The organism is Bradyrhizobium sp. CW1 (assembly GCF_023100665.1).
Lineage (GTDB): Bacteria > Pseudomonadota > Alphaproteobacteria > Rhizobiales > Xanthobacteraceae > Bradyrhizobium > Bradyrhizobium canariense_D.
In genome coordinates this window covers 1,960,792-1,985,451 of the sequence record NZ_CP064684.1, presented here as the reverse complement: position 1 = coordinate 1,985,451, position 24,660 = coordinate 1,960,792, and the positions used below count along the sequence as shown (strand labels likewise).

Annotated in this window: 27 protein-coding genes and 1 pseudogene; 12 read left to right on the top strand and 16 right to left on the bottom strand. The window is 64.4% G+C overall.

Annotated elements, in window-relative coordinates:
- The first annotated feature begins 114 nt into the window (after positions 1-114).
- From IVB54_RS09620 to IVB54_RS09610, 3 genes and pseudogenes are all read left to right on the top strand, one after another.
- Positions 115-459, top strand: coding sequence for a hypothetical protein (locus IVB54_RS09620; protein ID WP_085351861.1), 345 nt, complete (start codon positions 115-117; stop codon positions 457-459).
- Positions 460-526: 67 nt separating this feature from the next.
- Positions 527-719: pseudogene (locus tag IVB54_RS09615) on the top strand (hypothetical protein); the annotation flags it as partial.
- 51 nt (positions 720-770) lie between these two features.
- Positions 771-1,373 carry an MSMEG_1061 family FMN-dependent PPOX-type flavoprotein gene (locus IVB54_RS09610; protein ID WP_026232674.1) on the top strand — a complete coding sequence of 201 codons (603 nt, stop codon included), beginning with the start codon at positions 771-773 and terminating at the stop codon, positions 1,371-1,373.
- An 83-nt stretch (positions 1,374-1,456) separates the two neighbouring features.
- Here the strand turns inward: IVB54_RS09610 and bfr are convergent, their stop codons facing one another.
- From bfr to IVB54_RS09595, 3 genes are all read right to left on the bottom strand, one after another.
- Positions 1,457-1,945 (bottom strand): bacterioferritin, encoded by a 489-nt coding sequence (gene bfr / locus IVB54_RS09605; RefSeq protein ID WP_018454135.1) that lies wholly within the window; start codon positions 1,943-1,945, stop codon positions 1,457-1,459.
- A 133-nt stretch (positions 1,946-2,078) separates the two neighbouring features.
- On the bottom strand, positions 2,079-2,351 hold the full coding sequence (locus IVB54_RS09600; RefSeq protein ID WP_026232673.1) for a (2Fe-2S)-binding protein: 273 nt from the start codon (positions 2,349-2,351) through the stop codon (positions 2,079-2,081).
- A 161-nt stretch (positions 2,352-2,512) separates the two neighbouring features.
- The gene (locus IVB54_RS09595; RefSeq protein ID WP_143274228.1) at positions 2,513-2,809 is read right to left on the bottom strand and encodes a hypothetical protein; all 297 of its coding nucleotides are present in this window, start codon (positions 2,807-2,809) and stop codon (positions 2,513-2,515) included.
- Between the two features lie 135 nt (positions 2,810-2,944).
- Here IVB54_RS09595 and IVB54_RS09590 point away from each other — a divergent pair, with 135 nt between their 5' ends.
- Both IVB54_RS09590 and IVB54_RS09585 read left to right on the top strand, forming a co-directional pair.
- Positions 2,945-3,289 carry a hypothetical protein gene (locus IVB54_RS09590; protein WP_018454132.1) on the top strand — a complete coding sequence of 115 codons (345 nt, stop codon included), beginning with the start codon at positions 2,945-2,947 and terminating at the stop codon, positions 3,287-3,289.
- 212 nt (positions 3,290-3,501) lie between these two features.
- The gene (locus tag IVB54_RS09585; RefSeq protein ID WP_007613695.1) at positions 3,502-3,786 is read left to right on the top strand and encodes a hypothetical protein; all 285 of its coding nucleotides are present in this window, start codon (positions 3,502-3,504) and stop codon (positions 3,784-3,786) included.
- Positions 3,787-3,873: 87 nt separating this feature from the next.
- Here the strand turns inward: IVB54_RS09585 and IVB54_RS09580 are convergent, their stop codons facing one another.
- Positions 3,874-5,100 carry a lytic murein transglycosylase gene (locus tag IVB54_RS09580; RefSeq protein ID WP_085351863.1) on the bottom strand — a complete coding sequence of 409 codons (1,227 nt, stop codon included), beginning with the start codon at positions 5,098-5,100 and terminating at the stop codon, positions 3,874-3,876.
- A 7-nt stretch (positions 5,101-5,107) separates the two neighbouring features.
- Complete coding sequence (gene ettA / locus IVB54_RS09575; RefSeq protein WP_018454130.1) at positions 5,108-6,757, bottom strand: energy-dependent translational throttle protein EttA; 1,650 nt, start codon at positions 6,755-6,757, stop codon at positions 5,108-5,110.
- 232 nt (positions 6,758-6,989) lie between these two features.
- Between ettA and IVB54_RS09570 the strand changes: the two genes are divergently transcribed.
- Together IVB54_RS09570 and IVB54_RS09565 are read left to right on the top strand one after the other, a co-directional pair.
- Complete coding sequence (locus tag IVB54_RS09570; RefSeq protein ID WP_018454129.1) at positions 6,990-7,205, top strand: hypothetical protein; 216 nt, start codon at positions 6,990-6,992, stop codon at positions 7,203-7,205.
- Between the two features lie 104 nt (positions 7,206-7,309).
- Entirely contained in the window at positions 7,310-8,272 is a 963-nt protein-coding gene (locus IVB54_RS09565; RefSeq protein ID WP_247294971.1) for a D-2-hydroxyacid dehydrogenase family protein, read from the top strand.
- 4 nt (positions 8,273-8,276) lie between these two features.
- Here the strand turns inward: IVB54_RS09565 and IVB54_RS09560 are convergent, their stop codons facing one another.
- Positions 8,277-9,245: an NAD-dependent epimerase/dehydratase family protein gene (locus IVB54_RS09560; protein WP_247777174.1), complete on the bottom strand. Its 969-nt coding sequence runs from the start codon at positions 9,243-9,245 to the stop codon at positions 8,277-8,279.
- 156 nt (positions 9,246-9,401) lie between these two features.
- A complete protein-coding gene (locus IVB54_RS09555) occupies positions 9,402-10,592 on the bottom strand; it encodes a L,D-transpeptidase family protein (RefSeq protein ID WP_247294976.1) in 1,191 nt (396 codons plus the stop codon).
- 321 nt (positions 10,593-10,913) lie between these two features.
- Between IVB54_RS09555 and IVB54_RS09550 the strand changes: the two genes are divergently transcribed.
- On the top strand, positions 10,914-11,756 hold the full coding sequence (locus IVB54_RS09550; protein WP_018454124.1) for a hypothetical protein: 843 nt from the start codon (positions 10,914-10,916) through the stop codon (positions 11,754-11,756).
- A gap of 2 nt (positions 11,757-11,758) precedes the next feature.
- On the opposite strand, the gene sseA is transcribed toward IVB54_RS09550, so the two are convergent.
- The 3 genes from sseA to IVB54_RS09535 all read right to left on the bottom strand — a co-directional run bounded on the left by sseA (position 11,759) and on the right by IVB54_RS09535 (position 14,464).
- Complete coding sequence (gene sseA / locus IVB54_RS09545) at positions 11,759-12,610, bottom strand: 3-mercaptopyruvate sulfurtransferase (RefSeq protein ID WP_018454123.1); 852 nt, start codon at positions 12,608-12,610, stop codon at positions 11,759-11,761.
- Between the two features lie 222 nt (positions 12,611-12,832).
- A complete protein-coding gene (locus tag IVB54_RS09540; RefSeq protein ID WP_018454122.1) occupies positions 12,833-13,246 on the bottom strand; it encodes a rhodanese-like domain-containing protein in 414 nt (137 codons plus the stop codon).
- Between the two features lie 42 nt (positions 13,247-13,288).
- Positions 13,289-14,464, bottom strand: a complete 1,176-nt coding sequence (locus IVB54_RS09535) for a VWA domain-containing protein (protein WP_018454121.1) — start codon at positions 14,462-14,464, stop codon at positions 13,289-13,291.
- Between the two features lie 248 nt (positions 14,465-14,712).
- Here IVB54_RS09535 and IVB54_RS09530 point away from each other — a divergent pair, with 248 nt between their 5' ends.
- Entirely contained in the window at positions 14,713-15,555 is an 843-nt protein-coding gene (locus IVB54_RS09530; RefSeq protein ID WP_007600695.1) for a MoxR family ATPase, read from the top strand.
- 408 nt (positions 15,556-15,963) lie between these two features.
- Here IVB54_RS09530 and IVB54_RS09525 read toward each other — a convergent pair whose 3' ends face one another.
- The 4 genes from IVB54_RS09525 to IVB54_RS09510 all read right to left on the bottom strand — a co-directional run bounded on the left by IVB54_RS09525 (position 15,964) and on the right by IVB54_RS09510 (position 20,233).
- Positions 15,964-17,610, bottom strand: coding sequence for a GMC family oxidoreductase N-terminal domain-containing protein (locus IVB54_RS09525; protein ID WP_018454119.1), 1,647 nt, complete (start codon positions 17,608-17,610; stop codon positions 15,964-15,966).
- 16 nt (positions 17,611-17,626) lie between these two features.
- Positions 17,627-18,220, bottom strand: coding sequence for a GNAT family protein (locus tag IVB54_RS09520; RefSeq protein ID WP_247361139.1), 594 nt, complete (start codon positions 18,218-18,220; stop codon positions 17,627-17,629).
- 117 nt (positions 18,221-18,337) lie between these two features.
- Positions 18,338-19,264: an SMP-30/gluconolactonase/LRE family protein gene (locus tag IVB54_RS09515; protein ID WP_085395672.1), complete on the bottom strand. Its 927-nt coding sequence runs from the start codon at positions 19,262-19,264 to the stop codon at positions 18,338-18,340.
- A 135-nt stretch (positions 19,265-19,399) separates the two neighbouring features.
- Positions 19,400-20,233: an AraC family transcriptional regulator gene (locus IVB54_RS09510; RefSeq protein WP_162496389.1), complete on the bottom strand. Its 834-nt coding sequence runs from the start codon at positions 20,231-20,233 to the stop codon at positions 19,400-19,402.
- 177 nt (positions 20,234-20,410) lie between these two features.
- Between IVB54_RS09510 and IVB54_RS09505 the strand changes: the two genes are divergently transcribed.
- The gene (locus IVB54_RS09505) at positions 20,411-21,514 is read left to right on the top strand and encodes a mandelate racemase/muconate lactonizing enzyme family protein (RefSeq protein WP_085395674.1); all 1,104 of its coding nucleotides are present in this window, start codon (positions 20,411-20,413) and stop codon (positions 21,512-21,514) included.
- 9 nt (positions 21,515-21,523) lie between these two features.
- Here IVB54_RS09505 and IVB54_RS09500 read toward each other — a convergent pair whose 3' ends face one another.
- The gene (locus IVB54_RS09500; protein WP_085395675.1) at positions 21,524-21,880 is read right to left on the bottom strand and encodes a hypothetical protein; all 357 of its coding nucleotides are present in this window, start codon (positions 21,878-21,880) and stop codon (positions 21,524-21,526) included.
- Between the two features lie 182 nt (positions 21,881-22,062).
- Here IVB54_RS09500 and IVB54_RS09495 point away from each other — a divergent pair, with 182 nt between their 5' ends.
- Positions 22,063-22,287, top strand: coding sequence for a hypothetical protein (locus IVB54_RS09495; protein WP_018454113.1), 225 nt, complete (start codon positions 22,063-22,065; stop codon positions 22,285-22,287).
- Between the two features lie 279 nt (positions 22,288-22,566).
- Here the strand turns inward: IVB54_RS09495 and IVB54_RS09490 are convergent, their stop codons facing one another.
- Positions 22,567-23,223 carry a glutathione S-transferase family protein gene (locus IVB54_RS09490; RefSeq protein WP_085395676.1) on the bottom strand — a complete coding sequence of 219 codons (657 nt, stop codon included), beginning with the start codon at positions 23,221-23,223 and terminating at the stop codon, positions 22,567-22,569.
- A 169-nt stretch (positions 23,224-23,392) separates the two neighbouring features.
- Here IVB54_RS09490 and phaZ point away from each other — a divergent pair, with 169 nt between their 5' ends.
- Complete coding sequence (gene phaZ, locus IVB54_RS09485) at positions 23,393-24,616, top strand: polyhydroxyalkanoate depolymerase (RefSeq protein WP_018454111.1); 1,224 nt, start codon at positions 23,393-23,395, stop codon at positions 24,614-24,616.
- The last annotated feature ends 44 nt before the right edge of the window (positions 24,617-24,660 follow it).

Sequence of the window (24,660 nt, the reverse complement as noted above, 5' to 3'; positions counted from 1 at the left end):
CATATTATTTGAGCATGCATTACGCTGACGGCTCGGGCTTAATTGCGTCGATGTCCGAATCGACGCGCGGGATAATCGCGCGCCAACGGCACGACACGCGATGAGGAGGATCGCATGCACAGGCTCGCACTGTGCGTTTGGCTGGCCGCACTGACGGGCGCCGCGTTCGCGTTCGACAACGGGCAATATGATCACGTCCCGCCCGACATCCGCGCCTGGTTCAAGAGCGTGATCGCACCGAACGGCGTGCCCTGCTGTGACGTCTCCGACGGCCATCGCACGGAGTACGACGTGCGCAGCGGTGCCTATTGGGTGCCGATCGAGGGACAATGGATGGAGGTGCCCGAGCGCGCCATCATCCGCGACCGCGGCAATCCGGTCGGCCAGGCCGTGGTGTGGTACGTCCGTCACCGCGGCGCCATCATCATCAGTTGCTTCGTGCCGGCGGATGCGGTGTAGCGCGATAGCGCCTCGACGCGGCGCGTGCTAGCTCGGCCGATAGCTCCTGTGAACGACTGAACGCGAGCTCGCGCTCTATCCGCCTTGCGTGTGGGCGGCAAGCATCAAGCAGGTCCTGGAGGGCCATCGACCTTCCACCCATCCCCAACAGCTGGCTCTATCACGGGCCGCGGCTGGCGCTGCAGCCAGTCCTGATCTGGTGGGCTCTGAACTGCGCTGGCGTGATCGACTGGACGCGGCGGCGTGACAAAGGGGGATAGCGATCGGGCCGAGAGATGATATTCTCGGGGCATTCCACCAGGGAGACCTTCGTGACTGATCTTTGCGCCGAAGACCTCGCCACCATCTATGCCCAGCCGAGCCCGCGCGTGATCGCGAAAGCGCGCCCCGCAATCGACACGCATGCGAAGAAATTCATCGAGATGTCGCCGTTCTGCGTGCTCGCGACATCGGGAGCGGACGGCAGCGTCGATGCCTCACCACGCGGCGGCGGCGTTGGCTTCGTCCACGTCGCCGGCCCCAACCAGCTGCTGATGCCTGATCGCTCCGGCAACAACCGGATCGACAGTTTTCGAAATGTCGTCGAGGGCTCGGGCTTCGTGCATCTGTTGTTCTTCGTCCCCGGCATCGACGAGACGCTGCGCGTCGGCGGCCGCGGCTCGCTGTCCGCCGATCCGGACCTGCTCGCCTCGATGGTGGAGTTTGGCAAGTCGCCGCGCGCGGTGCTGAACGTCGCCGTCAGCGAAGTCTATTTCCACTGCGGCAAGGCACTGATGCGCTCGAAGCTTTGGTCGTCCGAGAAGGTGCCGCGCTCGGTGATGCCGAGCATCGTCGAGGTGGTCCACGAGCAGACCGGCCTTGGTGAGCCGCAGAGTCAGGAGATCGTGGAAGAGCTCTACAAGACGCAGTTGTAGCTGGCGTCCAGGCTGTCGTCCCGGCCTGGTGCGCAATCGCGCATCAGGCCGATACGGAGTTGTGCCATCGCTAACGCGCCGAACTAATGCCCGTCCCCCTCGAGCCCGCCAACGTGCTTCTGGGTGTAGAGTTCGAGGCCGATGCGGCCGATCAGGTCGAGCTGGGTCTCGAGGAAGTCGATGTGGTGCTCCTCGTCGCTCATCAGCTTCTCGAACAGATCACGCGTCACGTAGTCCTTGACGCTGTGGCAGTAGGTCGCCGCTTCCTGATAGAGCGCCCGCGCGCTCATCTCGGCGGCGAGATCGCACTCGATGATCTCCTTGACGTTCTGGCCGATGCGCAAGGGATCGAGCACCTGCATGTTCGGGAAGCCGTCGAAGAACAGGATTCGCTCGGTGAGCTTATCGGCGTGCTCCATCTCCTCGATGGACTCCTTGCGCCAGACCTTGGACATGTCCCGCAGGCCCCAATTGTCGAGGAAGCGGTAGTGCAGCCAATACTGGTTGATCGCAGTCAGCTCGTGACGCAGTGCCTTGTTGAGATAGTCGATAACTTTTGCGTCGCCCTGCATGGTTCACTCCAGCTCTTGCAGTCCAAATCGGCCGTAAACCGAATTTAGAACGCTTCTAAATGAGTTTGAAGACTGGAGCAACCGGCTACGGGGACGCAGCCGGGGAAAAGCTCAGCCAGGGTTGCGGAGCATTTCAGCAGGCCGCGAGGGCGAACTCGGCCGGCTGGGCCGTCTCGTCGTTCGCCGCCACAGTGTGGTTGTGCGGGCAGCCGGAGCAGCAGGACGTGGCACAGGTGCCAAGCGCTTCGTCGATAATGGTCTTGATCGTCCGAGCGCAGCGGCCGCATTCGGCGCTACAGCCGAGACACCCATAGACCTGCTTGGCATGGCGCACAGCGTCGTCGGACTCGGCGACGGCGGCGCGGATGTCGTCATCGCTCAGCACGTTACAGGAACAAACGATCATGGAAGCGGCAGGCCCTTTGGTGATGCGCCATCATCGATATTTAAGGGGCCGGCCGGATGCAAAAGGAAAAAGCGGAATTTGAAGCTATTCCAAACTAGCCCGGAAACAGCCTAGAACGGCTCTAAAATAGGGCCTTGCACTGGATCAAGATTGCGGCGGACCTAGTCGCCCCCACCGCCTCCACCATCGCCGCCGCCCCCGCAATCTCCGCCACTACTGCCGCTATCGCTGCTGGAACAGCTGCCGCCGTCGGTCGCGCAGCCGGAACTATCGCTGGAAAACCAACTCCCAAACGAGAAGCCGTCGCTCGTGCCGGTGGCGGTGTCGCCGCCGCCATTGACGCTGGCCCCGGCGCGGGAGCCGCGCTGGCCGCGGTTCTGGAGATGGGTAATCCAGCCGTAGCCGATCGCGAAGACGATCCCGGCAGCGATCAATGCATTTATCATCGCGTTACCCATCGTCGCCCTCCCCTGGCTGGGCTGCGGTCCTACCGATTGGTCGCCCCGGCAAAGGTGCCGTTCATTGATCATTCAAACGAAGTATGGAACTTTACCCTCAAAGAGTTCCCGCGTGTTTGCTCGAAAGGTCAGCCAATGAAGAAGTCGCTCCTGGCAATTGCTGCCGTCGCCGCTGTGGCCCTTAGCGCCATTACACCAGCCCAGGCGCAACGCGGCGTCGCCGCGGGTGTGGCAGCCGGAATCATCGGCGGCGCCATTGTCGGTGGGGCGCTGGCCTCTCCGTATTATTACGGGCCAGGCCCTGGCCCGGGCTACGCATATGGTCCCGGATATGGCGCCGGCTACTATCCGCCGCGCTACTATGCGCCGGGCCCGGGCTACGTCGCGGACGACTATTACGGCAACGGCTGCGTCTGGCAGAAGCAGCGCTTCTGGGACGGTTATGCCTGGCGCGTCCGCCGCGCCAGAGTCTGTGGCTGAAGTCGCCCCAAGCCGGCTCATTCCAGATGCGCCGTCCATTTAGGGGCCTGAAAAAGACCGCTTTTTCTCGTCACAGCTCCGTGTGCGTTTACCGCGGATTGACCATTTGCGCGCTTCCTAGCTGCAAGGCCAATTCCATCAGAGTCTGCGTGAACCTTTGAACCCCGGGCGCTCCTAACAAGGAGCATCCATCTCTCAGGAGAGCCAAGAGTATGAAGAAGACTTTAGTTGCCGCCCTCACGGTTGCGACGATCGCCGGTTCGCTGGTGACCGCCACGCCGTCCGCCCAGGCCCATGACGGGGTCGGCGTCGGCATCGCAGCCGGCCTGATCGGCGGCGCGATCGTCGGCGGCGCCATCGCATCGAGCCGTCCCGCCTATGGTGGACCGGTTTATGTGGCCGAGCCCGGCCCGCCGCCCCCGCCCTGCTACTGGCAGCGCCAGCGCTACTGGGATGGCTACGGCTGGACCGTCCGCCCGGTTCGCGTTTGCTACTGATCTGACCGCATGGCGTTCATGAGCGCCGCGATCGAAGCCCGGCCGAGCACCTCGGCCGGGCTTTTTTTCTTTTAGCCAGCCCTGCGCCTATCGCGCCGCCTGGATCGAGCGCAGCACCTCTTCGCTCGGCCAGCAATCGACCTTGAGGCCTGCCGACTTCTGGTAGGCGCCGAGCGCAGCGCGCGTCTGCATGCCCGCCTTGCCGTCGATCTTGTCCTTGTAGAGCCCGACGCGCGTGAGCCCCCGCTGCATCGCCTCGACGTCCTTGGTCCGCAATTGCTTCGAGGCAGACCATGGGGTCGCGAACGGTTGCGGGCTCGTCATGCGGTCGGCGAGATGTCCGACGAACAGCACGTAGAGGTCGGAAAAATTGTATTCCTTGATCACGAAGTAGTTCTTCGTGGTCAGGAAGGACGGGCCGTAGATGCCTTCAGGCTGCAGCAGGGAGGCCGGCTGTGCCTGCTCGGCGGCAGTGAGCTTTTGTCCACGCACCGGTACAAAGCCTTCGCGCAGCCATTGGCCGATCGGCTTCGTCACCTCGGGCACGCCGGCGGTGCAATCGACTTTGGCCGGTGCCTGCACCTCGTAGGCCCAGCGTACACCGCTCTGCCAGCCCTTGTTGACGAGCTGCTGCGCGGCGGAGGCCAGCGCATCCGGCACCGAGTGCCAGATGTCGATGCGGCCGTCGCGGTCGAAATCGACGCCATGCTTGTAATATTCGGACGGCAGGAATTGCGTGAGCCCGGTCGCACCGGCCCAGGACGAGCGCATGTCCTTGCGTGTCACTACGCCGTCACCGAGAATTTTCAGCGAGAGGATGAACTCGTTGCGATAGCTGTCCTTGCGGCGGCCGACATAGGCCTGCGTCGCCAGCACGCGGACGAGATCGTAAGGCAGCGTATAGCGGCCATAGTCGGTCTCGCGGCCCCAGATCGCCAGCATCACGGTAGCAGGCACGCCGGAGTTTTTCTCGATCTCGGTCAGCGCGGGGCGATATTTTTGCAGCAACCGCTGCCCCTCGCCCGCAAGCCGCGCGATCGAGGCTTCCCTGACATAGTCGGCCGGCACCTGCACGAACTCGGCCTGTGACGGCGCCCCCGTTGCGGGACGCCCCGGCAGGATCAGATCCGGCAGCTTGTAGTCCGGCTCGAGCCCGCGCGTCTCTCGCTCGAACGTCGCGCGCGACACGCCGGCGGCCTCCGCCTCCGGCCACAGCGAGGCGATGAACTGCGCGAAGGCGGCGTCGGCAGCGCCCGCGGGCGACAGGCCGCAGGTGATAGCGATCACCGCAGCTATCAGCACCCGCCGCATCATTTTGAGATCACCGCGTCAGCTTCTTGTACTTCACGCGGTGCGGGATGATGCTGTCCTGGCCGAGCCGGCGCATCTTGTCCTTCTCGTAGTCCTGGAAGTTGCCCTCGAACCATTCGACATGGCTGTCGCCTTCGAAGGCCAGGATGTGGGTCGCGATGCGGTCGAGGAACCAGCGATCATGGCTGATGATGACGGCGCAGCCGGCGAAATCCTCCAGCGCCTCTTCGAGCGCACGCAGGGTGTCGACGTCGAGGTCGTTGGTCGGCTCGTCGAGCAGCAGAACGTTGGCGCCGGATTTCAGCATTTTCGCAAGGTGCACGCGGTTGCGTTCACCGCCGGAGAGCGCGCCGACTTTCTTCTGCTGGTCGGCGCCCTTGAAGTTGAACGACGAACAATAGCCGCGTGAATTGACTTCCCTCTTGCCGAGCAGGATCAGCTCGTTGCCGCCGGAGATCTCCTCCCACACGTTCTTGCTGCCATCGAGCGCGTCGCGCGACTGGTCGACGTAACCAAGATGAACGCTCTCGCCGATCGTGATGGTGCCCTTGTCCGGCTCCTCCTGCTTGGTGATCATCCTGAACAGCGTGGTCTTGCCGGCGCCGTTGGCGCCGATCACGCCGACGATACCGCCGGGCGGCAGCTTGAAAGTGAGATCGTCGATCAGCATGCGATCGCCGAAACCTTTGCTGAGCCCTTCGAAGTCGACCACGTTCTGACCGAGTCGCTCGGCCACCGGAATCGTGATTTGCGCGGTCTGTGTCTGCTTTTCGCTCGCCTGTTTCAGCAGTTCGTCATAGCGCTGATAGCGCGCCTTGGACTTGGCCTGGCGGGCTTTCGGCGAGGACGCGATCCATTCCTGCTCTCGGGCCAGCGTCTTCTGATGCGCAGCGTCCTCGCGGCCCTCCTGCTCGAGCCGCTTCTGCTTCTGCTGCAGCCAGGACGAGTAATTGCCCTCGTAGGGAATGCCCTTGCCGCGATCGAGCTCGAGAATCCAGCTCGTGACGTTGTCGAGGAAGTAGCGGTCATGGGTGACGATCAGGATCGCGCCGGGATAGTTGCGCAGATGGCCTTCCAGCCACGACACCGACTCCGCGTCGAGATGGTTGGTCGGTTCGTCCAGCAGCAGAAGCTCGGGCTGGTCGAGCAGCAGCTTGCAGAGCGCGACGCGGCGGCGCTCACCGCCGGAGAGTTTCGACACGTCGGCATCGTCGGGCGGACAGCGCAGCGCGTCCATGGCCTGGTCGACCTTGCTGTCGAGATCCCAGAGGCCCTGGGCCTCGATCTCGTCCTGCAGCTTGGTCATCTCGTCGGCGGTCTCCTCGGAGTAGTTCATCGCCAGCTCGTTGTAGCGATCGAGGATGGCCTTCTGCTTGGCGACGCCCAGCATGACGTTCTCGCGCACGCTCAATGCCGGATCGAGATGCGGCTCCTGCTCGAGATAGCCGACGCGGGCGCCCTGGGCGACCCAGGCCTCGCCGTTGTACTCCTTGTCGAGGCCGGCCATGATTTTGAGCAGCGTCGACTTGCCCGAGCCATTGACACCGAGCACGCCGATCTTGGCGTCCGGGTAGAAGCTCAGATGGATGTTATCGAGCACCTTCCGGGTCGGGTAGCTCTTGGTCAGGCCCTGCATGAAATAGATGAACTGGCGCGCCATCGGTCCCGAAAACCTTCGATTTGAGGAAATTTGCTTGCCGCCGATGTAGCGATCCCGCCCCGAAAGGGCAATGTTTTCCCTCCGTTCACCACGGATGAATACGGGACGGACACCATCCCGCCGCCGATCCGGACAATTGAAACCATCTTTTAATAAATCAGGCCAAAGCTCGGTTTCGCGCGGAAACAGCGCCACCCGCTCAGAATGAAGGGGAGCACAGCGAGACAGCGTCATGGCCATGATCGAGACCAACTCCCTTCCCGTTCCGGCGGAAGCCGGCAGCGCCTCCGCATTTGCCTCGGAGATCAAGGGCTTCTGGAAGCGCTTCTTTGCCACCGCTTTCAACCCCTACCGGCCCGAACTGCATTACATGCGCGGCCCCGGCCCGGCCTGGCGCGCCAAGCACGGCATGAATGCGCCGTTCCGGCTCAAGCCCCGCGACCTCTGAGCCTTTATCACCTGTCGGATTTTTGAAGACGCGAACGGCTTGCGCACGGTCCTGATTGCGCGCAACCATGGCCTGGTTCCACCTCTCGCCATGGAAGAACGCTGATGACGCGGCTGCGCTGTGCAATTCTCGACGACTATTTCAACCTCGCCCTCGACGTCGCCGATTGGCAAAGCCTGTCCGACCGCATCGACGTCACCGTGTTCAGCCATCCCTTCGCCTCCGAGCAGGCCGCGGCGAGCGCGCTGGCTGATTTCGAGATCGTCTGCGCGATGCGCGAGCGCACCGCGTTCCCCAAGAGCCTGTTCGAAAGCCTGCCGAAGCTGAAGCTCCTGCTGACGTCAGGCATGCGCAACGCCTCGATCGACATGGAGGCCGCCAAGGCGCGGGGCGTCACGATCGGCGGCACGCAATATTCGCGCGATCCGACCGCGCCCCTCACCATGGGCCTGATCCTGGAACTGACCCGCGGCATCGGCCGCGAGAACGCGCGCATGCATGCGGGCGAGCCCTGGCAGGCCTTTGCCGGCGTCGAGATCGAGGGATTGACGCTCGGCGTCGTCGGGCTCGGCAAGCTCGGCAGCAAGATGGCTGATATCGCGAAGGCGTTCGGCATGAACGTGATCGCCTGGAGCCCGAACCTGACCCCGGAGAAGTGCAAGGATGCCGGCGTCGGCTACGCCACCAAGGAGGAGCTGTTCGCCAAGGCCGACATCGTCAGCATCCATGTGGTGCTGAGCGAGCGCTCGCGCGGGCTGGTCGGGGCTTCCGATCTCGCGCGGATGAAACCGACGGCCTTCCTCGTCAACACCGCGCGCGGGCCGATCGTGGACGAGCAGGCGCTGCTCGAGGCGTTGCAGCAGAAGAGGATTGCAGGCGCCGGCATCGACGTATTCTCGGTCGAGCCGCTGCCGACGGACCATTCCTTCCGCAAGCTCGACAACCTCGTGCTGACGCCGCACCTCGGCTACGCCACCGAGGACGGCTTGCGCATCCATTACGGCCAGATGGTCGAGGCGATCGACGCCTTCACCAAGGGCAGTGAGCTGCCGCGCAAGCTGGCGTGATGCCTCAGGCCGCCGAGCGCTGGCTGGTGGGCTGCCGTGCCGCATCGGCAAAGCCGTCGCGCCAGGAGGCATGCGCCGGCAGCCAACCGAGCTCGCGCTTGGCCTTGCCGTTGGAGGCTCCACGCACCTCCGTCATCATCGCAACCATATGCTCGCCCGCAAGCAGGCGCCCGAGCCAGGCGGGGATGTGACGCGGCGGCTTGGCACCGAGGAGTTCGGCCAGCGCGGGCAACCAATCCTTCACCGGCGCCGGATGATCGTCGACGATATTGTAGATGCTGCCGGTGCGTCCGCGTTCAAGCGCGGCGAGCGTGGCAGAGGCTGCATCTTCGGTGTGAATGAACGACCACGTGCCGCCGCCGTCACCGATTACCGGCACACGCCGGTGGCGCAGCTGGTCGATCATCGCCGGCGAGAGCGTGCCGGTGCCGGGTCCATAGAAGAATCCATAGCGTAGCACGATGCCCTCCGGCTTCGTCGAAGCGGTGACGATTCGCTCCAGATAGCGGATTGCCTCAAGCGTGCGTCGCAGCTCTCGCGGTGGATTCGAGTCGAGTTCATCGGTCTCGGTCTTGACCGTTCCCCCGGCGCGACTGAAGGTCCAGCCGCAGAAGCTTTGCGCGATGAAGCGCTTGGCGCCGGCCTCGCGCGCGGCGTTGAGCAGAATGTCGGTTCCGCGGGTGCGGAGCTCGTTGGTTCGCTTGAAAGCCCGATCGAAATGCCGGAGGTCCGTGGCGGCCGCGAGATCTGTCATCTGGTCGATGACGGCGTTGGGCTTTGCCGCAATCACCGCAGCGCGCATGCTGTCGGCATCGAGGCCGTCGGCAACGACCGTCTCCGCACCCAATCGCCGCACAAGGTCTGTTTTTGCCGCACTCCGTGTCGTGCCGATCACCGAATGACCCGCGGCGACCAGCGCCTGAACAAGATACTGACCGACCGCGCCGGTCGCGCCCGCAACAAAGATGCGCATCCTGTGCTCCTCAATTCGTTGCAATCCTCCCGGACGTAATCGAGGTGCGGAGCCGTTCAAGTATGCGCAAGTGAGACTTGCACGCATGCGTCAAATGATGACGGCGCGTGACCGAAGGCCACGCGCCGTCATCAGATCAATTCTTGCGAAGCCGATTCAGCGCACGGTGACGGGCGCGGGCAGCGGCGGCACCACTGTCAGCTGGGTGCCTCCGACCGGGCCGGCCTGCGCGGCCATTGGTGCGGGGCCGGCAGTGCCGGGCATGGGCGCGGCGGATGCGGTCGCCGTTCCCGGCGGCGGACCACCCGGCATCACGACCACGCGGGTGCCGACCTTGACGCGATCGAACAAGTCGGAGACGTCCTCGTTCAGCATGCCGATGCAGCCGGACGACACGAACTTGCCGATGGTCGAGGGCTGGTTGGTGCCGTGGATGCGGTAGACGGTCGAGCCGAGATACATCGCACGGGCGCCGAGCGGATTGCCGGGACCGCCGGCCATGAAACGCGGCAGATAGGGCTGGCGCTCGATCATCTCGGTCGGCGGATGCCAATCCGGCCACTCGGCCTTGCGAGTGATCTTCTGCACGCCGGTCCAGGTGAAGCCGTCGCGGCCGACGCGGACGCCGTAGCGGATCGCACGGCCATTGCCCAGCACGTAATAGAGATAGGTGTTCGGGGTATCGACGATGAGTGTTCCGGCCGGCTCCTTGGTCGCCAGCGAGACCTCCTGGCGGCGCAGGTTCTGCGGCAGCTGCGCCGGAGCAGCGTCAGGCTGCTCCTCGGGCGGCAGCGACGCGATCACCATCGGCCGGCCGTCGGCACCAACGGGCGGCTGCCCGGCCTGGACCGTTCCGGTCGCGGCGGGACCACCGACCGCCTCGGGCGGACGCAGGCCGTCACTGCCGGGCGCCTGAGTCGGACGATCGGCGTAGATCACCGCGGGCGGGCCGGCAGGGCGGCCGTAGCGCGGGTCGTCGGGCGACGTCACGGGACCCTGCGGTGGCGCGGCCGAGTAGACGGGGGCACCTGCGGGACGGCCATAACGGGGATCATCGGGCGACATCACCGGACCCTGCGGCGGCGCGGCGGAATACACCGGGGGAGCGCCGGGCGGACGGCCGTAACGCGGATCCGGACCGGGCGGCGGCAGCGCTGCCTGCGGCATCGCGTCATCTTCATCGTCGAGCGCGTCGAAACTCGGCGCGCGGTCGCCGGGCCGATATTCGGCCGGCGGCCCGCCATAGCTCGGCGCCTGCTGGACCGGATAGCTCTGGGCCTGTGCGAGCGAGGTTCCCGCCGCAGCGACTGTTGCGGCAGCGCATATCGTCAGAAAATGTTTGATCATCATCGCTCTTGTATAGTCCCCGGGCCCCGTCCGGACCGTTAACGGCCAGATGACGGAAGATAGCGGCACATTCAAGACATTACAGGCGGATTTGTGCCTGATTTGCCGATTTGTGATCCGCAAGACTACCGTTGCCTCCTTGCATCATGGGGCGAAAATCAGCCCACGCCCGAGATCGCCGGAGTCGCCGGCTCCGTTTTTTACGGAACGGCGCGGAATCGTTGCGGTATGTTCGAATCAGCCTGATTCGCCTCCGCTTTGAGCTTCGATCCCCGCGTGGCGAACGCGGCAAGCAGTACCGTCACCGCGTTCAGATGGCTCATGGGCCCTGGCCACTTCACCGCCGGGGCGGAAATTCGCAATCCCTCGATGCTTCCCGGCTTTCGCTTCCTGTTTGCCGCGATCCTGCTGTCAGCCTCCATCCTGGTATTCGGCCTGGGCGCCGCCGCGCTGCTGCGGGCGAGCCACGAGCAGTATGTCAGCAACCCCTCCTGGCGGAACGGCCCGCAGGAGCAGGTGTTTGCACAAGCTCCCGAGCCGGCCCAGCCGGTGCTCGCGGTCCTCCGCGCCGAGCCGGAAGCGGCCACCGATCCGACGCCGTCGCTGCGCGATCAAGTCCCGACCATCGCACTGCCGATGAGCGAGCCCGAACAAGTGGTCGCGCTGACGACTGAGACCGACGGTCAGCCGCAGGTCGTTGCCCCTCCGGCTGACGTCCCGGCCGAACCGGCCAATGCGAAGACCAAGGCCGAGACGACGACGGACGCCGCGGTGCAGGCCTCAAGCAACACGCTTACTCCGGCCGACGCCAGCGCATCCATCGCCGAGGCCAAGCCCGTTTCGATCGCTCTCGCGAGCAAACCAACACCTGCCGCCCCCAGCGGAGCCTCGGCTTCGTCCAGGTTCGACATGGCGAGCGCGAAGTTCGCCGCATTGAACGACCCGGCGACCACGGCCTGGGAGGGTCCGCCGGCGAAGGCCAAGGCCGGCTCTAAGGCCGACAGCAGGTCGCCGGAGAGCAAGGCGACCAAGCCGCGGGCGCATCGCGTCAAGAAGCGCCGCCGCATTGTCTGGCGCGCGCCGCCGCCGGTTCAGCAACTCGATCCGTTCGGACAACCGCAACCCACGCTCGCCGCAACGACGACCGCGCGCGCACGTCAGTAGGGTTACGCCGGCCCGGTTGCGATCGGCGGTCCCTTTTCCTGGCCCCATTCCGACCATGAGCCATCGTAGAGCGCGGTGTCGGTGATGCCGAGGCGATAGAGCGCCAATGTCAGCACGCCGGCGGAGACCCCGGAGCCGCAGCTCGTCACGATCGGCGCATCGAGCCTGACGCCGGCGTTGGTAAAGGCAGCGCGGAGATCATCAAGCGGCTTCATCGTGCCGGTCGCGGCGTCGAACAGGAGATTGTAGGGCACGTTGCGCGCGCCCGGGATATGGCCGGAGCGGATGCCTGCGCGCGGCTCCGGCGCCCGGCCCTCGAACCGGTCGGCGGCGCGCGCGTCGATCACCTGCTCGGCACGGCTTTCGACGTTGGCGATCAATTGCTGCATGCTGCGCACGCGTTTTGAATCGTAGCTGGCCGTGAACGTCGCAGGCTTCGGCTTCGCCTCGCCACTCTCGACCGGACGCCCCTCGGCGCGCCACTTCTTCAGGCCGCCATTGAGGATGCGCACATTGCCGTGCCCGAAAGCCAGGAACATCCACCACGCGCGGGGAGCAGCGACCCAGCCGCCGGCATCATAGATCACGACGGTGTCGGCATTGGAGATGCCGAGATGACCGACGTCGCGGCCGAACTGCTCGGCACTCGGATACATGTGCGGCAGCGGGTTGGAATGGTCCGAGATCGCATCGACGTCGAAGAACACCGCGCCCGGCAGATGCGCGGCGAGATAATCGTCCTTCGGCAATGGCAGCACACCCGGCAGCTTGAAGCTGGCGTCGAGCACCTTGACGTTGGCGTCATTGATGTGGGCGGCGAGCCATTCGGTAGAGATGAGGGGATCGGTGGGCATGCGAGATCTTTCTATTATTCCGGGCGAGCGCAACGTGAGCGAGGTTGAAGCAGTGCGCATCCAACTCCGCTGTCATCGCCCGGCCAGTGCGCAATTGCGCACTAGGACCGGGCGATCCAGTATTCCAGAGGCGATTGTAATTGAGCCGAGAGGCCGCGGCGTACTGGATTCCCCGCTTTCGCGGGGAATGACGCCGGAGATTGGAGCGGCAGCGCAGCACCCTCACCCCTTCTTCTTCGGCTCCCACTGTTGGGTCGGCCCGCCGGCGTCGCGCCAGGCGGCGTAGCCGCCCGCGATGTGGGCGACGGGCTTGAGGCCCATGTCCTGCGCAGTCTTGGCGGCGAGCGCAGAGCGCAAGCCGCCGGCGCAATGGAAGACGAACTTCTTGTCCTCCTGGAACACCGGCTTGGCATAAGGGCTCTGCGGATCGATCCAGAATTCGAGCATGCCGCGGGTGCAGGCGAACGCGCCGGGGATGCGGCCGTCGCGCTCGATCTCGCGGGGATCGCGGATGTCGACGATGACGACGTCGCCGTTCTTGGAGATCTCGATGGCGTCTTTGGCGGTGAGCGTCTCGATCTCGGCATTGGCCTCGTCGATCAGCGCCTTGATGCCACGGGTGATGGTCTGGGGCACGTGGTTCTCCCTCTTGTAGTCATTCCCGGCGCGGAGCGCGAGCTAGTGCGTTAATTCCTTCATCGCACCTTCAAGTCCCTCGATCGTGATCGGATACATGCGGTTGGCGAAAATGCGTTTGATGATGGTGGTGGATTCCGAATAGTCCCAGTGCTTCTGTTGCACGGGGTTCAGCCACACCGAATGCGGATAGGTACGGATGATGCGGTCGAGCCAGACCGAGCCGGGCTCCTCGTTGACGTGCTCGACCGAGCCGCCGGGCACCATGATCTCGTAGGGCGACATCGAGGCGTCGCCGACGAACACGATCTTGTAATCGTGCGGGTATTTGTGCAGCACGTCCCAGGTCGGGGTGCGGTCGGTAAAGCGCCGCTTGTTCTGCTTCCACACGCCTTCATAGAGGCAATTGTGGAAGTAGAAATACTCCATGTGCTTGAACTCGCTCTTCGCCGCCGAGAACAACTCCTCGACCTGCTCGATATGCGCGTCCATCGAGCCGCCGATGTCGAAGAACACTAGCAGCTTCACCGCGTTGCGGCGCTCGGGCCGCATGTGCACGTCGAGATAGCCGTGATTGGCGGTCTCGCGGATGGTGGTGTCGAGATCGAGTTCATCCGGCGCGCCGGTGCGCGCGAATTTGCGCAGGCGGCGCAATGCCACCTTGATGTTGCGGATGCCGAGCTCGACATTGCCGTCCAGATCCTTGAACTCGCGCTTGTCCCACACCTTGACGGCGCGGTTGTTGCGGTTCTTGTCCTGGCCGATGCGAATGCCTTCGGGATTGTAACCATGAGCGCCGAACGGCGAGGTGCCGGCGGTGCCGATCCACTTCGAGCCGCCCTGATGACGGCCCTTCTGCTCCTCGAGACGCTTCTTCAGGGTCTCCATGAGCTTGTCCCAGCCCATGGCCTCGATCTGCTTCTTCTCTTCGTCGGTCAGGTATTTCTCGGCGAGCTTCTTCAGCCACTCCTCGGGGATCTCGGCCCCCTCCATGGCGTCGAGCAGGCTTTCCAGCCCCTTGAAGACGGTGCCGAAGACGCGGTCGAACTTGTCGAGGTTGCGCTCGTCCTTCACCAGGGAGGTGCGCGAGAGATAGTAGAAATTCTCGACCGAGTAGTCCGCGAGGTCGGCGTCGAGCGCCTCCATCAGCGTGAGGTATTCGCGCAGCGTCACGGGGACCTGCGCATCGCGCAGAGAAGTGAAGAATTGCAGGAACATGGGTGACAGATTGCCCTTTGGATTGTCGGCGTCAAGGGGCGCCTCGGAGACCCCACCCGACGAGCTCTGGGCAGGATTGTCCGCCAGGCGGGATTGGCGGAGCGATTGTGCTCGTCATCCTTTCGCTGATAAAACGGGTCTGAAAGCCTGACCGAACCAGGAACGGCCGCCACGCGCGGCCGTTCCGTTTGTTGGACCAGGGCCATGAAACTGGCAATTCCTGGGACGACGACCAACAAGGACGCGCGATGAAATTTACCGGCACCAAGGACTATGTTGCGACCGACGATCTCAAGGTCGCGGTCAATGCCTCGATCGTGCTGGAGCGCCCGCTGCTCATCAAGGGCGAGCCCGGCACCGGCAAGACGGTGCTGGCGGAGGAAGTGGCGAAGGCGCTGAACGCCCCGCTTCTGACCTGGCACATCAAGTCCACCACCAAGGCACAGCAAGGCCTCTATGAATACGACGCGGTATCGCGCCTTCGCGACAGCCAGCTTGGCGATGCCCGCGTGTCCGACATCAAGAACTACATCAAGCGCGGCAAGCTGTGGGATGCCTTCACCGCCGAGCAGCGCCCGGTGCTGCTGATCGACGAGATCGACAAGGCCGACATCGAATTCCCAAATGATCTCCTGCTTGAGCTCGACCGCATGGAATTCCACGTCTACGAGACCGGCGAGACGATCAAGGCCAAGCAGCGCCCGATCATGATGATCACCTCCAACAACGAGAAGGAGCTGCCGGACGCGTTCCTGCGCCGCTGCTTCTTCCACTACATCAAGTTCCCCGATGCCGACACCATGACCCGGATCGTCGACGTCCACTTCCCCGGCATCAAGAAGCGGCTGGTCGAGGAAGCCCTGCGCATCTTCTTCGAGGTCCGCGAAGTGCCCGGGTTGAAGAAGAAGCCCTCCACCTCAGAGCTTCTGGACTGGCTCAAACTGCTGCTCAACGAAGACATGAGCGTCGAGCAGTTGCGCGAGCGCGACCCGCGCAAGCTGATCCCACCACTGCACGGTGCGCTGCTCAAGAACGAGCAGGACGTGCATCTGTTCGAGCGATTGGCGTTCCTGAGCCGGAGGGAAGTGTAGGTTCGAGCGCACTCCGCTGCCGCCCCACCTTCCGGTGTCATTCCCCGCGAAGGCGGGGAATCCAGTACGCCGCGGCTTCTCGAATCAATCATAACCGCCTCTGGAATACTGGATCGCCAGGTCAAACCGGGCGATGACACCGAGAGTGTGGCGCACTCTCTCCACCTCGTCATTGCGAGCGCAGCGAAGCAATCCAGGCTGCCTCCGCGGAAAGATCCTGGATTGCATCGCTGCGCTCGCGATGACGGAGCAAGGGTGAGCATCGCCCTCTCCAACTCGCGCTTCAAATCGCGAGGGGCGACCAAGGTCGCGTGAGATGGGCCTCCGGCTCTGCAGCGCACAGCTGCACCGGACGATGCTTCGCATCGCCGGGGAAGCGCAGCGCTGCGTCCGGAGCACGAGACCTTGCTACGCCACCGCCGCATCCGGCACGCGCGCGGCTTCCATCGGCTTCTTGCCGCGGATCAAGTCCGAGGCGCGGTCGGCGATCATCATGGTTGAGGCATTGAGGTTCGCCGAGATCATGCGCGGCATCACGGAGGCATCGATGACGCGGAGACCTTGCAACCCGTGAACGCGGAGCTGATCGTCGACCACCGCCCAGGTGGAATCCGCCGGGCCCATGCGGCAGGTGCAGCCGGGGTGGAAGGTGGTGGTGCCGCGCTCGGTGGCGGCCGCCAAAAACTCGTCGTCGGTATTGACGTTGGGTCCGGGGAAATCCTCGTAGGCGTAATAGGGCGACAGCGGCGCGCTCTTCAAAAGCCTGCGCGCGAGCTTCATGCCGCCGACGATGACCCGGCGGTCGAGCTCGGCGTCAAGATAGTTGGTCTGGATGATCGGCGGCGCAAACGGATCTGCCGAGCGGATGCGGACATAGCCGCGGCTCTCGGGGCGCTGCTGCCAGGACGCCACCGTCATGCCGGGCTCGTCCTCGAGCTGGCCCTGCACGCCTTCCTTGTAGCTCGCCGGTGTGAAGGTGAGCTGGAGGTCGGAGCTCTCCGCACTCTCGCCGGAGTGCCAGAAGCAGTAGACCATGGTCGGCGACAGCGACAGCAGGCCTTTGCGCGCGGTCGCCCATTTCATCGCCTCGACCCAGAGACGCCAGCCGCGGCGGAGCTCGTTGATGGTCCTGATGTCCTTGACGCGCGCGACCGTGCGCGGGGCGTAGTGATCTTGCAGGCCTTCGCCGACCGGAAGCGCGTGACGCACGGCGATGCCGTGGGCCTGCAACAGATCCGGTGAGCCGATGCCGGACAACTGGAGCAGCTGCGGCGAATTATAGGTGCCGCCGGAGAGGATCACTTCCTTGTTGGCGCGGACCTCGACCGGCGTGCCGCCATGACCGCCCTTCATGTAGCGCACGCCGACGGCGCGCTTGCCCTCGAAGATGATCTCGGTCGCATGCGCGTGGGTGCGGACATGCACGTTCGGCCGCTTCATCGCGGGCTTGAGGAAAGCGGTGGCGCCGGAGACGCGCAAGCCCTTGTCGATGGTGCGCTGGCAATAGGAGACGCCTTCCTGGGTCTTGCCGTTGTAGTCGGGGTTGCGCGGAATGCCGAGGCTCACCGCGCCTTCCATGAAGGCTTCGCAAAGCGGATCGCGCCAGTTCATGGTGGTGACGGTGAGATTGCCTTCGCGGCCGCGATAAATGTCCTCGCCCTCGCCGACCCGCTTCTCCAGCCGCCGGAAGTAGGGCAGCACGTCGGCATAGCCCCAGCCGCGATTGCCCATCTGCGCCCAGGTGTCGAAATCCATGCGCTGGCCGCGGTTGTAGATGTGGCCGTTGATCGAGGACGAACCGCCGAGCGTCTTGCCGCGCGGCGCGTAGATGCTGCGGCCGCCGGTCCAGGGTCCGACCTCCTGCTGGTAGGCCCAGTTGATGCTCTTCATGTGGAAGGTCTTGATGAAGCCGGCCGGCAGATGGATGTAGGGATGCCAGTCGCTCGGGCCGGCCTCGAGCACGCAAACGCTGGTCGCAGGGTTTTCGCTCAGCCGGCTGGTGAGCACGCAACCGGCGGAGCCCGCGCCGACGATCACATAATCAAATCTGTCCATGGTGCCTCGGCCGCCTCTAGCGCGGCTTGTCGTTGAGTTGATAATTCAAATGCGTTCGCACCGTAGGCCATTCGGCCGCGGTGATGCTGTAGACCACGGTGTCGCGTAGCGTGCCGTTCGGCGCGACCTGGTGGCTGCGCAGGATGCCGTCCTGCTTGGCGCCCAGGCGCTCGATGGCGCGGCGGCTCTGGTGATTGAAGAAGTGGGTGCGGAATTCCACCGCGATGCAGTCCAGGGTTTCGAAGGCGTGGGTGAGCAGCAGCAATTTGCACTGCGTGTTGAGCGGGCCGCGTTGCGCGCTCTTACCATACCAGGTCGAGCCGATCTCGACGCGGCGGTTGGCCGCATCGATGTTCATGTAGGTCGTCATGCCCACGATCTTGGCGCTGCCATCGAATACGGTGAAGGGGAGCATCGAGCCGGCGGCCTGAAGACCGAGCCGGCGGTCGATTTCCTTGCCCATGTTGTCCGGCGTCGGGATTGCGGTGTACCAGATGGTGGAGAGCTCACCATCCTTCACGGCCTCGCTCAGCCCCTCGCGGTGCTGATGCGACAGCGGCTCCAGAGCGGCATGCTGTCCGCGCAGGGTGATGGGATCAGGCCAGGGCATTTGAAACTCTCTCCTTTGTCATTGCGAGGAGCGAAGCGACGAAGCAATCCAGACTGTCACCGCGGACGCATTCCTGGATTGCTTCGCTTCGGTTGCAATGATGGTCACTAGCACCGTTTACTTGTTAAGGAAATTCAACGGCAAACCGCTGCGCGGCCAGTCCATGGCGATCAGCTCGCCCTTGCCGGAGAGGGTGATGTAGGCGGTCTTCAGCTCGGGGCCGCCGAAGGCGATGTTGGTGGTGACGCGGTCGCCGGTCGGGATCTGCTCGACCAGCGTGCCATCGGGCGCGATCACCGAGATGCAGCCGGAGACGAGGGTGGCGACGCAGACATTGCCGTTGGCTTCGACCGCCAGCGAATCGAACATCTGGTAGCCGCCGAGGCCGCAGATCGGTTTGCCCCGCTCGCCGCGATAGATCGCGTCGCGCGGCTTGAGCGTGCCGGGCGCGGAGAGCTCGTAGGCCCAGAGCCGGCCCGTCGGCGTCTCCGCGATGTAGACGGTGGTCTCGTCCGGCGAGAGGCCGATGCCGTTCGCCGGCAACACGCCGTGGACGACCTCGACGATCTCCTTCATGCCGGGCTTGAGATAGTACATGCCGCCGACGTCCATCTCGCGCGCGCGGCGCTTGCCGAGATCGGAGAACCAGAGGCCGCCCTGCTTGTCGAACACCAGATCGTTCGGCCCGCGCAGATCGTGCTCGGCGCATCTGGTCACGACGGTTTCGATCTGGCCGGATTGCAGATCGACGCGCTGGATCGAGCCGCCGAGATAGCCGTCGGGCTGCGGACCCGGCATGATCATGTTGCGGGTCGGGATCCAGGAGAAGCCGCCATTGTTGCAGATGTAGATCTTGCCGTCGGGGCCGAGGGCTGCGCCGTTCGGGCCGCCCGGAATCTTCGCGACGACCTCCTTGCGCCCGTCGGGATGGATTCGGGTCAGGCGCTGGCCGCGGATTTCCACCAGCACGACCGAGCCGTCCGGCATCACGACCGGCCCTTCGGGAAATTCGAGGTCGGTGGCGAGAACGCGGACGTTGGACATGTGGGGACCCTCCCGGCTGCTTGTTATGACTTGCGCGGGATGTCCGGCACGGGCCCCACACGCAAGATTGCCTGCGGTTATGACAAAGTCACCGGGGCTTGCCAAGCAAGCCGGATGGTATGCCAGCGTTGCGCGCTAATCTCGCACGGGTATCCAAATCTCCAGGCCGCCATTGCCGGTGGCGGGATCGAATTTCTCGTCGTAGCGCTCGAAGTTCGGCGCATCGGCAGCCTTCAGGCCGGAGGCCGGCAGCCACTGATTCCAGATCGCGTTGACGGTGCGCCTGATCGAGGCGACGTGGTCGGTGTGGGTGAACACCGCATAGCGCTGCTCGGGGATGCGGATACGGCCGAAGGGGCGCGGCAGTTCGGAGAAATCGGCGACCTCGACGCCGGCAATGTAGTCGAAATTGCCGGCATCGTCGCCGTTGCAGCAGACGCCATAGGCGACCGGTCCAACGCGCGCGGGAATGTCGGCGACCTCCTGGTGGAAGCGCTGCCACAGTCCAGGAATGGCCGCGCCGTTGTCGCAGGAGATGCGCTCGCTGATGCCTGCGACGAGGAAGGCCTTTGTGGTTTCGAAGCGCGGGTTGGCGAGTTTGTCCGAGATGGTTGAATCCATGAGGATCGGCTCCTGAAGCTTGAGATGGCCGGTGCATTGCGCGGCGCGCACCGCTTCGGGCGTGGTGCCGAACTGGTCGCGGAACGCGCGGGTGAATGCTTCGTGCGAGCCGTAATCGGCCTCCAGCGCCAGCGACAGGATGTCCGGCGCGCCATTCGCAAGACTGCGCGCCGCTTCGCTCAGCCGCCGCGCGCGCACGTACCGCATCACCGGCAGGCCGGTGGCTACGGCAAACGCGCGCACGATGTGGAACCGCGACACGCCCGATATCGCAGCGATCTCGTCGAGCGTCATCGGCTCGGCCAGATGGCTCTCGACATACCAGAGCGCGCGCTGGGCTGGGTTCATGGCGTTTCTCGTTCGAAGCGCGACCATGATGCACGGAAGTCCGCGGGTTTCGCTTGATCGGCGTTGCGGTCCCGCAGGAGGATAACGCCGGAACAGCCACTGGCAACGTCCGGGCGTTCATGGCTACACTCGGGACGTCCTTGAAACCGCTCACAAGAAAGCAGGAGGAACCGCGTCATGAAAATCACCGATGTGCGGGCGCACCATATCCGCATCCCCTATGACGCTGGTGTCGCGAGCTTCCGTCAGGGCGCCTCCGCCATCACCGCCCTCGACATGGTGATCCTCGAGGTCACCACCGACGCCGGGCTCACCGGCTGGGGCGATGCCTTCGCCTATGTCTGCCCCCGCACCACGCGCAGTGCCGTCGAGGAAATGATCGCACCACAAGCCCATGGGCTGCAGGTTCCCGATGCCGCCGGCATCCCCGCGGTGATGGACCAGATCCAGCGCAATCTGCATCTGTTCGGCCGTTACGGCATCACCATGTTCGCGATCTCCGGGCTCGACATCGCGCTGTGGGACCTCGCCGCCAAGATCGAGGGCGTGCCGCTGAACCGCCTGCTCGGCGACACCAGGCGCTCGGCCATTCCGGCCTATGCGAGCCTGTTGCGGATCGGTTCGCCCGACAACATCGCCGCCGAATGCAAGAAGGCGCTCGCACTCGGCTATGGCGCCATCAAGCTGCACGAGACCACGGCGCCGGCGGTGTTTGCCGCGCGCGCGGCGATCGGGCCCGGCATTCCGCTGATGGTGGACATGAACTGCCCGCTGTCAGGCGAGCAGGCGGTCGCGTTCGCCAGGACATGCGGGGACGCGCAGCCGATGTTCCTGGAAGAGCCGGTCTGGCCGCCGGAGGATTTTGCGGCGCTCGCCGAGGTCCGCAGCAAGGGCGGGCTCGGCGTCGCCGCCGGCGAGAACGCCTGCACGGAATATCAATTCCGCCAGATGATGGAGGCGGGCGCGGTCAGCCACGCCCAGCCGTCGGTGATCAAGGTCGGCGGCATCACGGAATTTCTGAAGGTTGCGGCGCTCGCGGATCGGCAAGACGTCAAGATCGTTCCGCACTCCCCGTATTTCGGCCCCGGCCTGCTGGCGACCTTGCATCTCCTGGCGGGGCGCGACGACGGGTTGGTCGAGATGTTTTACCTGAAGCGCGAGGCCTGCCTCTGGGGCGGCCGCGCCGATGTCGATGCCACCGGCCATGTCGCGGTGCCGACCGGACCTGGGCTCGGCTATGAGCCCGCCCGCAGCGTCATGGAGCGATATCGCGTCGCCTGAGCGCGGCGCCTATTTCGCCGCATCCTTCGGCGGCGGCGCATCCTGTTTCTTCTTCACATCCTCCGCGGTCTTCGCCTGCGCGGCCTGGAGATCGCCGAGCATCTTCTGCAAGCCGGCCACGGTCGTCTTCAACGCATCGATCTGGCGAGCCGCGGCGTCCAGCTTCTGCTGGTGATCGAGGTTGAACTTGGTGATCGTCTTCTGGAGGAAGTCGACGTTGCTCTGGAGGCAGCTGGTGCGGCGCTCCATGGTCTTCTCGACGGTGCAGATCTCGATACCGGGCACGTCCTGCGCGCGGACCGGCACAATCGCCAGCGTAGCGAGCAGCAACATCGCGAAACAAACGACGGCGCTTCGAAGCAGCATACAGGTTCCTTGTCAAATCAATCACGGCAATGTGCGCTTTTTGCACGCAGCCTGTCGAGGCTACCACACTCGCACCGCATTCTCGCGTTGAGCTTGCGGCTGTTCCCTCGCACGGGGAGCGATGATCTGCACGCGGAGGAAATGGGCACTCTTTCCGCGGCTTTGTTTAAGGGAGTTTTTTGATGGCAACGCGCGACAGACGACTGGCGGAATTCGACGGCGCCGGAGAACCGCCGCCCGGCCTTGCAGTCGAAGTGCTGTGCGAGGACCACAGCGGAACGTATCAGCTGCCGTTCGCCTGCCGCTATATCGAGGGACGCTGGCAGAACCACGCGGCCGGCGTCGCAGTTGAAGCAACCGTCATCGGCTGGCGCGTCCCGCGCATGAAGCATTCGGGCGTGGCCTGAGCACTGATTTCTGTCTCAAAATGCAACGGGGCCGCGTCCCGGCTTTAACCTTCGGAACGCGGCCCGAACGAATCACGTCCGAATCAGCCGTAGCGCCCCGTACGCGCCTGTTCACGGCTAGATGTCGCAACCGGCCAGCGCGCGCATACAATATCTGCACAGCGCGTGAGCGGGCTCAGCCCACCACGGGCGTCAAACGTTAACGCCTTCAATGACATGACCGCGGGGTGCGGCGGTTGGATGCTCGCTCCCAAAACAGGCAGATGGCACCCGGCCTGCCTAATATTCGACCTCGAGCTCCTCGATCTCGGCCGGCTCATCCCGTGCCGCCGCGATCCATTCCTTCATCTCCGGCATGGCGATGATGGTATCGGCATAGGCTTGCAGCTGTGGCTCGAGCTTGACGTTATAGGTCACGAAGCGCGTCACCACCGGGGCGTACATCGCGTCAGCCATGGTGCGGGTCTCGCCGAACAGGAAGGGGCCGCCCGATTTGTCCAGGCAGTCGCGCCAGATCGCCCAGACGCGATCGATGTCGGCCTGCGCGCGCGACCAGATCTTGAAGCCGGGGAAGTGCCCCTTCAGATTGACCGGCAGCGAGGCGCGCAAGGTGGTGAAGCCGGAATGGATTTCGCCGCAGATCGAGCGGCAATGCGCGCGCTGAACGCGATCCGCGGGCAGCAGCCCGGCATCCGGCATCGCCTCGTTGAGATATTCGGCGATCGCCAGCGTATCCCAGACGATCGCGCCGTCGTGCCGCAGGCACGGCACCAGGATCGACGACGACAATAGCAGGATTTCGGCACGCGCCGACGCGTCGTCCGGCGCGGTGACGATCTCATCGAAATCGAGCCCGGAAAATTTCGTCAGCAGCCAGCCACGCAGCGACCAGGACGAATAGTTCTTGCTGCTGATGGTCAGTGTCGCCTTCGCCATATGGCCTTCCCTCACGCCTAAGACTTGCACCCGCCTGGACTGCGGGAGTGCGCACCGCCTGTGCTTCCCGCCAAAAGAGCAGCAAGCGACGTGCCAATCTTGAGGACGGCCCATCTCCGGTTTGGCTCCGATATTGCATAGCAGCACGGGGACAGGTGGGCGTTTCAGTATGATGTCGATGTATTATCAGGCCTTTCAGAACCATATGGACCTGACGGCGCCGTGGCGGTCGGGGGCTTCGTCCGCACTCAAATTCCTCAATCTGGTGCCGCAGGGCTTATCGGATCAGGTCGTCGGCCGGCTGTCGGCCGCGCTGGAGTTGATCTCCCGCTCCACCCTCACCTATCACCGCCCCGCCTACGGCATCGACAGCGTCATGGTCGGCAATCGCGAGGTCGCCGTAACCGAGGAGATCGCTTACGCGACCCCGTTCGGCTCGCTGCTGCGTTTCAAGAAGGAAGGCGTGGGCGAGCAGCCGCGCATGCTCCTGGTGGCGCCGATGTCCGGCCATTTTTCGACGCTGCTGCGCGGCACCGTGAAGACGCTGCTGCAGGATCACGACGTCTACATCACCGACTGGCACAATCCACGCGACATTCCCCGCAGCGAGGGCCGTTTCGGGCTCGACGACTACACCGAGCATCTCATCGACTTCCTCGGCCAATTAGGCCCCCGCCCGCATATGGTCGCGATCTGCCAGCCCTCGGTCTCCGCACTCGCGGCCGCCGCGATCATGTGCGAGGGCAACCATCCTTCGCGGCCGGCGACGCTGACGCTGATGGCCGGCCCGATCGACACGCGCATCCAGCCGACGAGGGTCAACGAATTCGCCAAGAGCAGGCCAATCGACTGGTTCGAGCAGAACCTGATCAACTACGTGCCGATGCAGTGCCGCGGTGCCCTGCGGAAAGTCTATCCCGGCTTCGTGCAGCTCACCGCCTTCGTCTCGATGAATCTCGAGCGCCATATCAAGCAGCACATCGATCTCGCCGATCACATCGCCAAGGGCGAGAAGGAGAAGGCGGCCAGCATCAAGACCTTCTACGACGAATATTTCGCCGTGATGGACCTGCCCGCGGAATTCTACATCGAGACCGTGCGAGACGTGTTCCAGGAGCATCTTCTGCCCCAGGGCAAGCTGATGCATCGGGGACGTCCGGTGAACACCAAGGCCGTCAGCCGCATGGGGCTGATGACGGTCGAGGGCGAGAAGGACGACATCTGCTCGATCGGCCAGACGCTGGCCGCGCAAGACCTCTGCACCGGCGTACGCGCCTACCGCCGCGTCCACCACATGCAGGCCGGCGTCGGCCATTACGGCGTGTTCTCGGGCAAACGCTGGAACAACGAGATCTACCCGCTCTTGCGGGATTTCGTGCACGTGAATTCGTAACCCGTCAGCCCCTGGCCCGTACGTCACGTGCGAACCTCAACGCG